We start from the raw sequence: 15,557 nt of genomic DNA, 5'->3' as shown, positions 1-15,557 counted from the left end.
ATGTCTTCACTGCTGGCCCATGTCGCCGCTGGCCTGACGCTGCATTTTTGCCGTAGAGAGCAACAGGCCGGGCGATTGCATGCCAGTATGGCTTTGCCAGTCATGCTGGCGATTGCGCCTGACTTTGATTATTTTGGTATCTGGTTTTTTCATCTGCGCTATGTCCAGCGTTTCACCCATTCAATCTTTTTTTGCCTGCTGCTGAGTAGCCTGGCCTATCTATTTGCCAGGCGCTGCTGGCCATCGCCTAGTACCCGGCCCGGGTTTTGGGTCTTGTCTTTGGCCGCCGGTTCTCATCTATTACTTGATATGCTGGTAGGCCGTGCACTGCCTCTGTTATGGCCGTTTGTGACTACAGAGTTTTTCTTGCCGCTGGCATTTTTGCCGGGAGCCTCGCATACGGGCATGATCAGTTACGCATTCTGGCGCAATTTGCTGATAGAGACATGCCTGCTTTTACCCGTGCTGGCGGCCATGCTATCGCTGTGGCGCCGCTGGACGCTCAGGACTTATCTGCCTGAGATTGTACTGGTGCTGGCCATGTGGTCAGGCCTGGTCTGGGCAGGTGGGAAAATGCTGGCCTCTTGATTGCTATTGCTATCCGGTGTACCCAGATTCATAGAGTCTACGGTAATTGCCTATAGTAGAAACCCTGTTTCGTCATATGCTACGTGCGGGAGGGACTGTATGCGCTAAGGCATGCAGCAAGGATGGAACGTGAGGGTCATTGAGGGTAGAAGAAGTCTGAAAAACGCACAGGCAAAAAAATGCCCTTTTTACTAAAGGGCATTTTTCACTTAAAGCGACACTCAATAAAGCGACACTCAATAATTAGCAACCGCCAGCACCAGTTTTCAGGCCGCGATTACCGTTACAGATAGTGCCAGTAGTATCCCAACCCATGTTAGCTTGGTTAACAACGGTAGTAGCAGTCAGAACACCTGCCAATTGTGTCGTATCGCTAGTACTTACTGTTGCTGTAGAAGTGAAATTTACTACGCCAGCAGCAAGTGTAGGGGCAGTAGCCATGAATTTGCTGATTGCAACGACAGGAACACCATTGCTACCTGATGTTACACAATTATCCCAAACACCATTCTCACCTTGAACGCACAAAGCCATGCTTTTCAAAGTGCTTTCGATCTCAGCCCTTGCACCAGTAGCACGGGTACGGGATGTGTAATCAGAGTATTGCGGGATAGCGATCGCTGCCAGGATACCAATAATTGCGACAACAATCATCAACTCTATCAATGTAAAGCCGCGTTGCAGTCGTTTAGGAAAAGATTTCATTTTCAGTATGAATAAAAGGTTAAAAGTATAATTTAAGTAATATTATCTTATTTACAAATGTCAAACAAAAGCTTGTTAAATTTCAAAGATGATAATTTGGCAGTAAAAAGTAACAGCATTTGAATGACCTCCCTATAGAAATCATCAGGAACTGCAGGCGACTGGCAAAGATCAATTGTGAAAATATGTCACTTGCGGTGTGAAATTATAAAGGTTTCCATTAAAGAATGTTAATTTTTTGAAAAAATATTTCGCAAATATTGATTAAATAATCAGTTTGGGCCTGATTGAAGCAGTGTGTTGATTTGTACTGAAACTTGAATCAGTTTGCTGCATATTTTGCAAGCTATTCTATTTATCTTGTTGAGTGGGTGCAGAAATGATAGCCGTAGCACTCTCAGGGATATTCGACGCGAACACCTGCCTTAATGTACTAAGAGGCTGTTGCGAAATTAAGATGGCTAGGCGTCGCCGACGCAGGCAGTACTTTAGTACGACAAGGCGGCGCAACAACGCCAGGTTAGTTTCGCAACAGCCTCTAAGCCATCTTTGCTTGAAAAATCTTGATAATGAGACTGGTGCGCACAGTACACCCTGTAAATTGACCCGCCTCATCCATACAGCAACGCAGATTTGCCGACCTGAATTCAGGCAATCTTCATCTGCTTTTCTTATGTCTGCTTTTCAAACTTGCCTGGATCGTAGTTTAGTAAAAATCATAAACATCATCCAAATATAAAACTGGAATTGCACGTCCGCCCATAGAGCGGTATATATACAAACTGCAGTTTCCTAATCAAAGTGCCGATGATGCTCATTTCCATCATCGTGCTCGGATACCACCACCCAGTCAGCGGGAGACAAAAAACTGGCAAGTGCAACATGTGCAGTCAAACCTAAACTACCTATATCACTATGCATGCGACAAATACAAAAACACAATGGGGACAATTTTTACCACTGGTGACGGTGTTCTTCTTCTGGGGCTTCGTGGCCGCCAGCAATGACATTCTCATCCCCGTCTTCAAGCAGGCTTTTCAGCTTAGCCAGGAACAAAGCCAGTTGGTCTCCCTGGCTTTTTATGTAGCATATACCGTGGGTTCGCTTATCTATCTGGCGGTCTCACGCTTTATCGGTGTCGATCTGGTCAATAAACTGGGTTACAAGAATGGGCTGGCGCTGGGTTTGCTGATTTCTGCCGCGGGCACGCTGTTGTTCTTGCCAGCTGCGAATAGCGGGTCTTTCCCTTTGATGCTGTCAGGCTTGTTTATCGTAGGCCTGGGATTCTCACTGCAGCAGACTGCCGCCAATCCTCTGGCGATTGCCCTGGGTTCATCTGAGACAGGTTCGCAAAGGCTGACCCTGGCGGGTGGGGTGAATAACTTTGGTACGACCATAGGCCCGCTCATCGTCAGTTTCGCCATCTTTGGTGCACCGACCAGCATGAATCGGCAGCTCAGTATAGAAAGCGTCAAATTTCCTTATCTGATGCTGGGCGCAGCCTTTTTGCTGGTGGCTATCCTGTTGAAATTTTCCTCCCTGCCAGATAGACCTGCAATACAGAGCAATGAAGATGCCGGGCATGCCTCGGGCAGGCAATCGGCACTGCAATTCCCGCAACTGCTGATGGGCATGCTGGCTATTTTTGTGTATGTAGGCGTGGAAGTGTCGACCGCCAGCAACCTGCCTGCCTATATGGAAAGCAAGCTGGGTTTGCAAACCAAGGATGTTGCACCGTTTATTTCGCTTTACTGGGCCAGCCTGATGATAGGGCGCTGGACCGGCGCGGTCGAGGCCTTTGATTTGCAGGCAGGGCTGAGCAAGTTACTCAAGTTCCTGGCACCTTATCTGGCTTTCAGCGTGTTTTTGCTGGTGAACGCAATAGCTCAGCATGAACTCAGTCATTTTTATGTGTATGCCGCCATCGTGCTGATCCTGATCGCGGCTGACATGATGAGCCAGGGTAATCCCGCCAAAATGCTGGGTATCTTTTCTCTCCTGGGCATCGCAGGCCTAGTCATAGGCATGAGTACCACGGGCATGGTCAGTATCTATGCCTTCACCAGCATAGGCTTGTTTTGCAGCACCCTGTGGCCCTGTATTTTCACGCTGGCGATCAGCGGCCTGGGCAGGCACACAGGTCAGGGTAGTAATTACCTGATCATGATGATCATGGGCGGCGGTATAGTCAGCTGGCTGCAAGGATTTGTGGCGGACAAAATCGGCATACAAATGAGTTATATGGTGGGGGTAGCCTGTTTTGCCTACCTGGCCTTGTATGCCTGGAAAGTGCAGGGCATCTTGCGTGCACAGGGTATCAAACTGGGTAAAACCGGGGCGGCAGCACACTGATAACTTCAAGTTTGACTTGCATGGCGCGCCCCACCTGGCGCGCCATTTTTTTGTGCGCTGCGATACGACGCCCGACATACATCCTGAGAGCGTGTGGCTATCGAATAATCCATCTTTCCCCCAGCTTGTTTACTAAAATTAATAAACTAAGACTATTTGCCAGCAGTTGATTGACCCTCAATTTTGCCACCTGTATAAAAGAGTTACTCTGAGAAGTACAGCATTTTCCGGTAAATGATGGGGTGTAAAAAATAGCCTGACCGTTTATTAAACCTGTCATCAAGGATAGCTCAGCAGCCGCCAGGCATGAGATTTTAAGCGGGATTGATAAACGCAAAAAAGTAACAAGCACTATTCGTAGAATTAGGCGCAATGAACAAGATAAATGCCCGCTTTCCAGAAATGGAAACTGACTTAACCAGCAAGGAGTTCACGGCATGAGTGTGACCATACGCGATATTGCACAGGCGACCGGACTGTCGATAGGTACGGTATCACGCGCCTTGAAGAATCAGGGTGGGCTGACTGAAGAAACGCGTGTGCGTGTCAGCAAAGTCGCCCGTGAGCTGGGCTATGACTTTGGCAATCTCAAACAGGGCAGGATCAGGCGCATCGTTTTCCTTTTGCACCGCCAGCACAATACCTTGTCCAGCAGCCCGTTTTTTTCCCCTGTGCTGCATGGCGCTGAAGAAGCCTGCCGCAGGGAGGGTATTGCCCTTTCCTTTGTAGCGATAGGCCCTTCAGAACCAGTGATGGAGCAGATACGCCTGCACCAGCCAGATGCGATCTTGTGCGCCGGTTTTTTTGAGCCCGAGCTGCTGCAAGCCCTGCTGCATACCAGCAAGCCCATTGTGCTGGTGGACATGCGTTTGCGTGGTTACACCTCGATCAATCCTGACAACCGGCTCGGTGGTTTTCTGGCGACCCGTCATTTGATACAGACAGGTCGCAAGCGCATCGCCATGATCTCGGGATCAATGGCGCACTTCAGTATCCAGGAGCGGGCACGCGGTTTTCGTCAGGCGCTGTATGAATCCAAGACCCTGGCAGACCCCAGCCTGGAAGTCAGCATCCCTGATCCCAGTGATATTGAAGGTGGTGTACGCGAAGCCATGCGCGAACTGCTGAGTCTCAGCCGTCCGCCAGACGCCGTATTTTGCTACAACGATAGCGCCGCCCTGACTGCGCTGCACTACTGTCTTGATCTCGGCATGAAAATGCCGCATGACATTGCCATTGTTGGCTTTGATGACATCAGTGCCGCCGCCAAATCGATTCCACCTCTGAGCAGCATACGAGTAAACAAGGAAGCACTCGGCGCTACCGGTGTGGATTTGCTGATACGCAAACAAACCGATGACATCGTAGAAAAAACCCTGGCTGTTGAATTGATCGTGCGTGAAAGCAGTTGTGACGATTAACAGCAAAGACAGTTTATCCGTAAAAATTTTTGGCCCTTATTGACCACCACCCATATCCGTATGCATCCCTTTCCTGACTTCAAATCCATTTCTGTGCTGACTGAGCATATCAGTGACACGCTGAATTTCTACTATCCGCGCAGCATAGATAACAGTGGCGGCTTTTATCACTACTTCAAGGACAATGGCAGTATTTATGATAGCCATAGCCGTCATCTGGTCAGCAGCACGCGCTTTGTTTTTGTGTATGCGATGGCTTACCGTCATTTTGACAATCCGGCCTATCTGCAGCAAGTCAGGCATGGTGTCGATTTCTTGCGCCAGGTGCACCGCGACCCGGTAACTGGCGGCTATGCCTGGCAATTGCGCTGGGAAAACGCCAGCAAGACCATCATCGATGGCGATAATCACTGCTATGGCCTGGCCTTCGTCATGCTGGCCTATGCCCATGCCCTGATGGCTGGCGTCGCCGAAGCACGCGACTATCTCGATGAAACCATGGCCTTGATGGAAAGTCGTTTCTGGGAGCCGCAACATGGCCTGTATGCCGACCAGGCCAGTGCAGACTGGCAGCAGCTGGACAGCTATCGCGGCCAGAATGCCAATATGCATGCCTGCGAAGCCTTGCTGGCTGCCTATGAGGCAACGGGTGAGCTGCACTTCTTGCATCGCGCAGAAACGGTGGCACATAACATCACCCAGCGCCAGGCCGCGCTGGCTGCTGGCATGATCTGGGAACACTACGATGCCAACTGGAACATAGACTGGAACTACAACCTCGAAGACAAGGCCAATCTGTTCCGCCCCTGGGGATTCCAGCCCGGGCATTTTACTGAATGGTCCAAGTTATTGCTGCAACTGGAAAGCCACGCCCGGCATCTGCAACACGACCATGCATGGCTATTGCCTACCGCCGAAACCCTGTTCCAGAAAGCCCTGCAATTTGCCTGGGATGAGCAATACGGCGGCATCTGCTATGGCTTTGCTCCCGATGGCAGCATCTGCGATGGCGATAAATATTTCTGGGTGCAGGCAGAATCCATGGCTGCCGCTGCCTTGCTGGCGCAGCGCACTGGCAAGCAAAGCTACTGGGATAGTTATGAGCATCTGTGGCAATACAGCTGGCAACACATGATCGATCACGAGTATGGTGCCTGGTACAGAATTTTATCGCGTGAAAATCACAAACTCAGTGATGAAAAAAGCCCGGCTGGCAAAGTCGATTATCACACCATGGGTGCCTGCTATGAAATCCTGCGCGTCTTGAAGGAGGCACAACATGGCAGCTGAATTTCCCCTCATGCTGAGTGCCGGTGAAGCTCTGACCGACATGATAGCCTGCGGCCATGGTCAATGGCGCAGCGTGGTTGGCGGCTCAACCTGGAATGTCGCCCGCAGCATGGCCAAGCTGGGTTTGGCAACCGGCTTCGCTGGTGCAGTCAGCCAGGATTTGTTTGGGCAGGAACTGGTACGCGCCAGTGCCGATGCCGGGCTGGATCTGCGCCTGCTGCAGCAATACGATCGCCCACCCTTACTGGCAATCGTCGGCGAAAGCACGCCACCCAGTTATTTCTTTATAGGCAGTGATAGTGCAGACCTGCATTTTGATCCCGAGCAGTTGCCAGCAGGCTGGAGTTCAAGCTTGCAATGGGCGCACTTTGGCGGCATCAGCCTGGCCCGCCAGCCACTGGCTGGCAAACTCCTGGGCCTGGCGCGCCAGTTAAAGGCGCAAGGTGTACGGATTAGTTATGACCCTAACTTCCGTAACAATATGCATGCTGACTATGACCCCATCCTGCATGAAATGGGGCAACTGGCAGACCTGATCAAGGTGTCTGACGATGACCTGCGTGGCCTGTTCCGTAGCCAGGATGCTGATTGGGCATTTACGCAATTGCGCGCCATTAATCCCGCTGCCACCGTCTTGTACACCCGAGGGGAGCAGGGTGCGTCGCTGCATATGGGTGAACTGGCATGGCAGGCCGATGCCTTGAAGGTGGCAGTCGCCGACACCATAGGCGCGGGTGACGCCAGCATCGCTGGCTTGCTCTACAGCCTGAGCATGCATGCTGACAGAGAGCCGCGCAGTCACCTGCGCTTTGCTCTCGCCGCTGGTGCGGCAGCTTGCCTGGCAGCAGGAGCGCAGGCACCCAGCCTGCAACAGGTAGAGGCACTTTTCAGTGTGATGGAATGATTGAATAATTGAATAGCGGTCCTGACAAAAAATAATAGTCATATCGGTGATTGAGGAGAACAAATTGCGTATCAAATTATTGCCTGGCATATTGCTGGCGGCTGCCCTGGGTATCAGTAACCTGAGCCAGGCTGCCAAACAAGACAGCATCTCAGAAAAAGAAGCGGCCCATCTGGCGTTGCAAGTAAAAAAAGAAACCCAGCATGCCTGGCAATCCTACAAGCGCTATGCCTGGGGCCACGATGCCTTAAAGCCCTTGAGCAAATCCGCGCATGACTGGTATCCACAATCGCTGTTGATGACACCGGTGGATGCACTCGATACCCTGCTGATCATGGGCTTGAAAAAAGAGGCAGATGAAGCGCGTGAGCTGATTGCCAGCAAGCTCTCTTTCGACCAGGACATGGAAGTCCAGAATTTTGAAATCACCATACGCCTGCTGGGTGGCTTGCTGTCTGCCTACCAGATGACGGAAGACCCAAGACTGCTGAACCTGGCAACAGACCTGGGCCAGCGCTTGCTGCCGGTGTTTGCATCACCAACCGGCATGCCTTATACCCATGTCAATCTGCGCACTGGCAAGGTACGCGGCAAGATCAGTAACCCGGCTGAAACAGGCACCTTGCTGCTGGAGTTTGGCATGCTCAGCAAGCTAACTGGCAATCCGGTGTTTTATGACAAAGCCAAACGCGCACTGGTCGCCACTTATGAGCTGCGTTCCAAACTGGGCCTGGTCGGCTCTGCCATTGATGTTGAGGCGGGTGTCTGGGTCAACAAAGATGCCCACATCGGTGGCGGCATCGATTCCTACTATGAATACCTGTACAAATGCTGGAAGCTGTTTGGCGACCAGGATTGCAAAACCATGTGGGACAACAGTATCCCGGGCGTCAATCAGTATCTGGGCGACGAGGTACGCGGCGAACTCTGGTATGGCCATGCCGACATGGAGACAGGTAGCCGCAAAGCCAGTCAATATGGTGCCCTGGATGCCTTCATGCCAGCCTTGCTGGCCCTGGGTGGTGACATGGATAGAGCAAAACGCCTGCAGGATTCCAATCTGAAAATGTGGCGTCTGCATGGCATAGAACCAGAAGCACTGAATTATCAAACCATGCAAGTCACTTCGCCAGAATATGCCTTGCGCCCCGAGATCGTTGAGTCAGCCTATTACCTCTACCATTACACAGGTGACAGCAAGTACCGCGCCATGGGCAAGGAATTTTTCCTCGACTTTGTCAAATGCTGCCGCAGTGAGGCAGGTTTTACCGCACTCAAGGATGTACGCAATAGCAGCCGCGAAGACTCGATGGAGAGCTTTGTGTTTGCCGAAACCTTCAAATATTTCTATTTACTGTTCGCGCCCAAAAAGACCATCAATTTTGATGTCGTCACTTTTAACACAGAGGCGCATCCATTCAAGCAGATAGAAAATAATAAAACAAATAAATAAACCTGGTCGCGATAAAAGCGGCAGCAAATAAACAGGAGACAAATTGAATACACTATCCACCTTCAGGCGCGTGGCGGTCACCAGCATGATGGCATTGCTGACCAGCAGCAGCGTTACCGGTATTGCGCATGCAGATACAGCACGAGACAAGAATTTTCCGGTGAATACCTTTATCGGTACCCAGGATGATGGCAATACCTTTCCTGGTGCCGCCGCGCCCTTTGGCATGATACAACTCAGCCCTATCGGTGAACACTATTCAGGCTGGCGCTATACCGATCCTAAAATCCGTGGCTTTGGCCATTCTTTCTTGTCTGGTGCAGGATGCTGGGAACAAGGTGGTCAACTCTCGGTCTTGCCTGTGACTGGCAGCATCAAAGCTGGTGGCAATTTTGATACGAGTAAAGCCGGCAGTTTTGACCAGAAAGTCTATGGTTCCAATTACGCGCATGATGGTGAAGTGGGCCATGCAGGTTACTTCAAAGTCAGGCTCACCGATTATGGTGGCATCACTGCCGAGACCACCGCACTGACACGCGCCGGGGCCGAGCGTTATACCTTCCACGACACTACTGCGACAGGTCATATCCTGGTCAATCTTGGTCAGGCAAATGAGCGCCACTCCGTGGTGGGCAGCCACCTGCAAGTAATAGATGACCATACGGTGGAAGGCAAGATAGTCACGCGCAGTTTTTGTGGTGGAGCGCAATACACGACCTGGTTCAGGATGGAGTTTGACCAGGCTTTCCGTACGCATGGTATCTGGGATGAAACTGGCGGTACCGAAGCCAGCATGCAATTGAGCCAGCAAGGCGACAGCAAGCCGCATGGTGCCTGGTTCAGTTTTGACTTGAAGACCAACAAGGCGGTTACTGCCATCAGCGCCATTTCGCATGTCGATGCAGAAGGTGCAAGAAAGAATTTGCGGGCAGAAGGCAAGGCCAATGGCAAGCTGCGCAGCTTTGACAGCATGCGCCAACAGGCACAGGATGAGTGGAACAAAGAACTCTCCAGCATACGCATAGAAACTGCCAATCAGGATGACCGCACTGTCTTCTACACTGCGCTTTATCATGCCCTATTGCAGCCACTGACAGGCAATGACAGCGATGGCCGTTACCGTGGCTATGATGATGTCATCCACAAAGTCGACAAGGGCAATTACTACGAATTCTTTTCGCTGTGGGACACTTATCGCGCCCAGAATCAGCTCATCGCCTTGCTGCGCCCGGCCAGGGCTCGTGACATTGCCGACTCCATCCTGAAAATACAGGAACAGGCTGGCTGGCTGCCACGCTGGGGTTATGCGAATTTTGAATCGAATGTTATGACGGGTGACCCGGTCACACCTTTCCTGGTTGACCTGTGGCGCTATGGTGCGCTGGCTGGCAAGGAAAAAACTGCCTATGCGGCCTTGCGCCAGAATGCCTTTGAAGTACCCAGTTTCAAACTGCGCTCAGAAGGGCGAGCAGGCAATCCGCAATACCTGCGCGATGGTTTTGTGCAATACGACAAAGGCTTCAGGGCAAAGGGCATGGACGTAGACCCGCATCATGGTGCCTCGGCAACCCTGGAATATGCTGCTGCCGATGCTGCGCTGTCTTATATGGCAGAGGCGCTCGGTGAAAAGGCAGACGCTGCCGCGTTACGCCAGCGTGGCCAGAACTGGCGCAAGCTGTGGGACAAGGACGCCACCGATAAAGAGCTGGGCTTCAAAGGCTTCCCACGCCCACGTCTCGAAAATGGCGACTGGTACACAGAACTGCAAGGCCATTACAATCCGCGCGCCGAGCATGGTTTTCATGAAGGCACAGCCTGGCAGTATCAATGGCTGGTACCGCAGGATAGCCAAACCCTGTTTGCTGAAATGGGTGGACGTGAGTCAGCCGTCAAACGTCTCGACGCCTTCTTTGCCTTTGATGAAATTGAAAAAAACGATTACCAGGCCGTACGCAAGGACTGGGTCGTGGGGCCATACAGTTACTACAACCAGTACCGCTACAATCCCAATAATGAACCGGATTTACATGCACCCTGGATGTATACCCTGGCAGGCCAGCCCTGGAAAACCACCACCGTCCTGCGCGCTGCCGAAACCCTGTTCAGCAATGCTCCCAATGGTGTGACTGGCAATGATGACCTGGGCACCATGTCAGCCTGGTATATCTTCAGCAGCCTGGGTATTTACCCATGGATGCCAGGCAGCGGCCAGTTCTTGCTGCATGCGCCCAAGTTTTCCAGGATCGATCTTGACCTGGGAAATGGCAAGACACTGAGCATAGACAGCAAGGCGGCCGCGCGTACTCCCATACGCTATATCCGCCAGGCCCAGTGGCAGGGCAAGCCTTTGTCGCAAGTGTGGCTCTCCTGGGAACAGATACAGGCTGGCGGCAAACTCAGCCTGGATTTAAGCAGTGATGACAAGGCCAAGTCCTGGGGCAATAGTGTGCACGCCCTGCCGCCGGGTGCTTTGGATAAACGATAAACAGGAGCGGCTTCAGCCGCGAACATTTAGAGATCATTATTGTGCAGACTGTTCGCGGCTGAAGCCGCTCCTACGGGGAAATACTCTCCCCCCATTTAAAGAATGATGCTTAATCAGCGTCTCAGTAAAAATTTCTAGCTTCCACCAAGCTTAAAAGCAGGGCTGCCCCCGGTCCTGCTTTCTTTTTTTCTGCTGGTGAATTAGAGATGCAGTTGATCGATAACCTGGCGTAACGCCCTGACCAGATGAGTCTGCGTTGCCAGAAAATCCGCCTCAAGCCCAGGCAATTTTCTTTGCTCCTGCATGACACTATATTGTGGGCAGCTGGCTGAAGCGTGGACCTCGGTAACGCCGCTTGCTGCCACCAGTGCTGCAATATTCTCAGGCCTGATGCCTGCACCTGCCATGATGCCTATGCGCTTGTCAGCCAACCTTACCAGACTGGCGAGTTGCGCCTGACCAGCCTCAGCGCTGTCGGTTAGACCTGAACTCAAGATACGTTCAAAGCCAAGCGCGATAATGTCTTCCAGATTTTGCTCAGGCGCAGCACAAAGATCAAAGGCGCGATGGAAAGTCAGTGACATCTTGCCAGCCGCTGCGCACATGGCGCGGCAAAATTCTGTATCCACTCTGGCTTCTGCATTCAGCGCGCCGACCACCACCGCGTCGCAACCCAGGCGCACGCAGTGTTCTATGTCATACAGCATGACTTCACGTTCTGCCTCGGTATACAAAAAATCGCCAGTACGTGGTCGTATCAAGACATGGATGGGGATGCGCAAGCGCTCACTCGCAATGGCAATCGTCCCATGGGAAGGCGTGGTACCACCTTGTTCCAGATTGTCGCAAAGCTCGATACGGTCTGCACCACCGGCCTCGGCGGCCAGGGCAGACTCTATGGAATTCGCAGCGATCTCCAGAATGATGCCTGTCATTCTTTAACTCTCCGTTTGTAAATACCAATGCGCCGCACCCAGCAGGGCAAGCTGGCCAGGCTGTATCAGATAGGCAGTACAATTTTCCACCACGGCACGCATTACACCCTTATTCAAAAAGCGATTTCTGAATTCACTTTTTTGCAGCAATTCACTGATTTGCGTGGGTACACCGCCTGCCAGATAGACTGTCTGCGCCCCATAGTAAATCGCCAGGTCACCAAGCAGGCTGCCCAGCATGGCGCAAAATATCTCTACGGCTTCCTGGGCAATGGCATCTTGCCCGGCGATGGCGGCAGCGCTCACCTCAGCAGGCTGTTGCAGAAGAGCAGCCTTGTCCTGCATCAGCGCGAGTGTACGATACAGACGCAATAAGCCTGGGCCAGACAAGAACATTTCATTATCAACATGGGGCATCGATTTCCAGCATTGCGCCAGCAATAAAGCCTCACGCGGATTGCCAGCCGCCAGCGCAGCATGCCCAGCTTCTGTCGCCAGTACCGAGCTAGGTGGCCCCGGTAGCCAGACCGCCGCACCCAGGCCGGTTCCCGGTCCCACCACCAGCACAGGACCAGCAAGCCTTGCCGCATGGCCTTGATTGAGGATAATCGCATCCGCCGGTTTGATGAGCGGCACTGACCAGGCGAGTGCGGCAAAATCATTGAGAAAGCGCAATTGCGCAAGCGCGCTCTCCTGCATGGTTTGCTTGCAAGAGACTGACCAGGGCAAATTACTATTGCGCACCTGGTCTTCTTCTATCACACCTGCAATGGCGATACTGGCATGATTGAATTGCTGACCAGTCATTTCGCGATAGGCGCAAATGATCGCAGCCAGACTGGCATAATCTGCGCAGGCAAAGACATGATAATCCCTGAGTTCAGCTTCACCATGGGCATTCAGCTTGGCAAGTGCAAAGCGGGCATGAGTCCCACCCACGTCAGCGACCAGCAACTGGCTTGATAAGAGGCTAGTCATCGCTATACCTGAGCGTGATTTTTTCGGCACTGTTGGCTATCTTCACAGCGGGCAAGTTCAACTCTTTATCCCCCTTGCCGAGAAAACCGACACGATGCGCCTGTAAGGGGAGGGTCTTGCCATTCAACTCTACACTGCTGACATCATGAAAACCGTGCAGGATGATTTGCAGCTCGCGGAATTTGGATGCATGCCTGCCTTTGACGGCATCGAATTGTATCTCCTTGCGTTCAGGCAGGAAGCTGATCTGGCGCTTGTAATAATCACCATTTTGGTAAGCATAGGATTTGCCATCATCTTCGTAATAACTGACGCTGCTTCCTTGCTGCCCGTGATAGACATGGATGAACAAAGTGTCTTCCGGCAGTTGCGCCGTGCTTTGCACCAGCGACTGCATGGTGACGATGCTGCCAGCCTTGACATAGACTGGAAAGCGCTCCAGATGCAACTCCAGGGCTTTGGCTTGCCTGCCATGTTCCAGCTGGTCGCTATACAAGTCATACCAGTCACCCTGAGGCAGGTAGAGGCGGCCAAATTCCTTGTTGCTGGCGAAAGGCGCAACCAGGAAAGCATCGCCAAACATATACTGGTTTTGATAATGCCTGCTGTAGATTTGTTCATCATGGGTGTAATCTATCGCCAGTGAGCGCATGATGGGCAGGCCGGTGGTGCTGGCCTGGTAAAAACTGGAATACAGATAAGGCATGAGCTGGTAGCGTAAATTAATATAGTTACGGCTGATGTTGAGCACGTCCTCGCCATAAGTCCATGGTTCGGAAGAACGGCTGTCACTGGCAGCATGGTTGCGGAAGTAGGGGGTGAAAGCACCAATCTGCATCCAGCGCGCATACAGGCCAGACGTGGGCGTGCCGGTGAAGCCACCGATGTCCATGCCGGTAAATGGCATGCCACTGAGGCCCAGACTATTGAGCAGGCGCACCCCCAGCAGCATATGATCTTCATCGGCAGTATTGTCACCCGTCCAGATCGCTGCATAGCGCTGCAAGCCCGCATAGCCTGAGCGTGACAAAGTGAAGGGGCGCTCACCTGTGGCCTGCTTCATGCCTTCATGGCTGGCCCTGGCCATTTCCAGTGCATAGACATTGCGGCCCTGCTTGTGGGTGGTGGGGTGTCCATCATAATCGAAGAGTATATTATTGGGCATTTTCTGGCCCCAGGTGGATATCTCATTCATGTCATTCCATATGCCAGCAACGCCTTGCCTTGCATAACGGGCGACTTCAGCCTGCCACCAGACACGGGTCGCAGGGCGGGTAAAGTCAGGGAAATATACCCAGCCCGGCCATACTTCACCAGAATAGGGCGCGCCATCGGCATAGCGCAAAAATACATCCTGCTGCATGCCCCTTGCATAGGTGGTATAGGCCGGATCTATCTTGATGCCGGGGTCAACGATCACTGTGGTTTTAAAACCCAGGGCAGCCAGTTTGTCTGTCATGGCCCTGGGGTCGGGGAAGGCTTGCTTGTCCCAGCTGAATACCCGGTAGCCATCCATATAGTGAATATCCAGCGTGATGCCGTCTGCCGGGATTTTCTTTTCGCGCAAAGTGTTCGCTATGCGCATCACTTCTGCCTCTGGATAATAAGACCAGCGGTTTTGCTGATAGCCCAGGCTCCATAAGGGGGGCAAGGGCATGCGCCCGGTCAGGTCTGTATAGACGCGGATAATGTCGGCCACACGGGGCTGGAAAATGAAATAATAATTAAGTTCACCACCCTGGGCAGTGAACGAAGAAAAACGCCGGTTGCTGGCCCCAAAATTGAAATCAGTCTGGTAGCTGTTATCAAAGAATATCCCATAACTCAGGCCATGATGTATGCCTATGTAAAAAGGGATGCTGGCATACAGGGGATCGGTGTCTCCATTATAGCGAAACGCATCGGTATTCCAGTTGGTGTAGGCACTGCCACGCCTGTCGAGATTGCCGGTCTTTTCACCCAGCCCGATAAAACGCTCACCCTCTTGCAGGCTCTTGTAGCTGCTGACTTCATCGCCTATCCAGGCATTCGACAAACCAGCTTCATCCTGGTTGATGAGCACGCCATCCGGGGTTTCAAAGCGTATAGAAAATGGCTGCTTTTGTATCTGTACCTGCAATGTGGCCGTCTTCAACACCAGCTTGTCTGCCAGCTCTGTGAGCTGGAAATCTGTTTTGTCTGGCTTACCTGTGACAGCATATGAGAAATCAGGGCCCAGGGCTTTCTTGTCCATGCGCACACGTATGACGCCGGATGAAAACACCGTCAGCGCGACCTGGGCATGCTCGGTGGCTATGCTCACACCGTCGGCATTGCGTGTGAACGATGTCAGCTTGCCTGCCTGCACGACGGGCTGTGCAGAGACCTGATTCACCTCCAGCAACAGGCAGGCGCTGCATAGCAGGATGGACAAAGTAGTTTTTAGATTGATCAATTTTCCTCGCAT

The 15,557-nt window shown here is 52.2% G+C and carries 11 protein-coding genes; 7 read left to right on the top strand and 4 right to left on the bottom strand.

Translation table 11 applies throughout. The annotated features are described in order from the left end of the window. Entirely contained in the window at positions 1-588 is a 588-nt protein-coding gene (locus ACO0LF_RS14535) for a metal-dependent hydrolase (protein ID WP_423015076.1), read from the top strand. 243 nt (positions 589-831) lie between these two features. On the opposite strand, the gene ACO0LF_RS14530 is transcribed toward ACO0LF_RS14535, so the two are convergent. Beyond that, positions 832-1,293 carry a pilin gene (locus ACO0LF_RS14530; RefSeq protein ID WP_423015074.1) on the bottom strand — a complete coding sequence of 154 codons (462 nt, stop codon included), beginning with the start codon at positions 1,291-1,293 and terminating at the stop codon, positions 832-834. A gap of 915 nt (positions 1,294-2,208) precedes the next feature. On the opposite strand from ACO0LF_RS14530, the gene ACO0LF_RS14525 reads away from it, so the two are divergent. The 6 genes from ACO0LF_RS14525 to ACO0LF_RS14500 all read left to right on the top strand — a co-directional run bounded on the left by ACO0LF_RS14525 (position 2,209) and on the right by ACO0LF_RS14500 (position 11,198). Continuing rightward, positions 2,209-3,645, top strand: a complete 1,437-nt coding sequence (locus tag ACO0LF_RS14525) for an MFS transporter (RefSeq protein ID WP_423015072.1) — start codon at positions 2,209-2,211, stop codon at positions 3,643-3,645. A 437-nt stretch (positions 3,646-4,082) separates the two neighbouring features. Continuing rightward, complete coding sequence (locus ACO0LF_RS14520; protein WP_423015070.1) at positions 4,083-5,066, top strand: LacI family DNA-binding transcriptional regulator; 984 nt, start codon at positions 4,083-4,085, stop codon at positions 5,064-5,066. Positions 5,067-5,126: 60 nt separating this feature from the next. Beyond that, positions 5,127-6,356, top strand: coding sequence for an AGE family epimerase/isomerase (locus ACO0LF_RS14515; RefSeq protein WP_423015068.1), 1,230 nt, complete (start codon positions 5,127-5,129; stop codon positions 6,354-6,356). Next, a complete protein-coding gene (locus ACO0LF_RS14510) occupies positions 6,346-7,260 on the top strand; it encodes a carbohydrate kinase family protein (protein WP_423015066.1) in 915 nt (304 codons plus the stop codon). The genes ACO0LF_RS14515 and ACO0LF_RS14510 overlap by 11 nt, the downstream gene beginning before the upstream one ends. 64 nt (positions 7,261-7,324) lie before the next feature. Beyond that, positions 7,325-8,713 carry a glycoside hydrolase family 47 protein gene (locus ACO0LF_RS14505; protein WP_423015064.1) on the top strand — a complete coding sequence of 463 codons (1,389 nt, stop codon included), beginning with the start codon at positions 7,325-7,327 and terminating at the stop codon, positions 8,711-8,713. 43 nt (positions 8,714-8,756) lie between these two features. Next, positions 8,757-11,198, top strand: a complete 2,442-nt coding sequence (locus tag ACO0LF_RS14500; protein ID WP_423015062.1) for a GH92 family glycosyl hydrolase — start codon at positions 8,757-8,759, stop codon at positions 11,196-11,198. 200 nt (positions 11,199-11,398) lie between these two features. Here the strand turns inward: ACO0LF_RS14500 and ACO0LF_RS14495 are convergent, their stop codons facing one another. The 3 genes from ACO0LF_RS14495 to ACO0LF_RS14485 are packed head-to-tail and all read right to left on the bottom strand — an operon-like array spanning position 11,399 to position 15,557. Then, positions 11,399-12,133 (bottom strand): copper homeostasis protein CutC, encoded by a 735-nt coding sequence (locus ACO0LF_RS14495; RefSeq protein WP_423015060.1) that lies wholly within the window; start codon positions 12,131-12,133, stop codon positions 11,399-11,401. Positions 12,134-12,136: 3 nt separating this feature from the next. After that, on the bottom strand, positions 12,137-13,111 hold the full coding sequence (locus ACO0LF_RS14490; protein WP_423015058.1) for a glucokinase: 975 nt from the start codon (positions 13,109-13,111) through the stop codon (positions 12,137-12,139). Further along, entirely contained in the window at positions 13,104-15,557 is a 2,454-nt protein-coding gene (locus ACO0LF_RS14485) for a glycoside hydrolase family 31 protein (protein WP_423015056.1), read from the bottom strand. Before ACO0LF_RS14485 ends, ACO0LF_RS14490 begins: the two co-directional genes overlap by 8 nt.

This window comes from Undibacterium sp. Di27W (assembly GCF_049340345.1).
In the GTDB taxonomy this organism is placed as follows: domain Bacteria; phylum Pseudomonadota; class Gammaproteobacteria; order Burkholderiales; family Burkholderiaceae_D; genus Undibacterium.
This window is presented reverse-complemented; position numbering and strand designations above follow the sequence as displayed.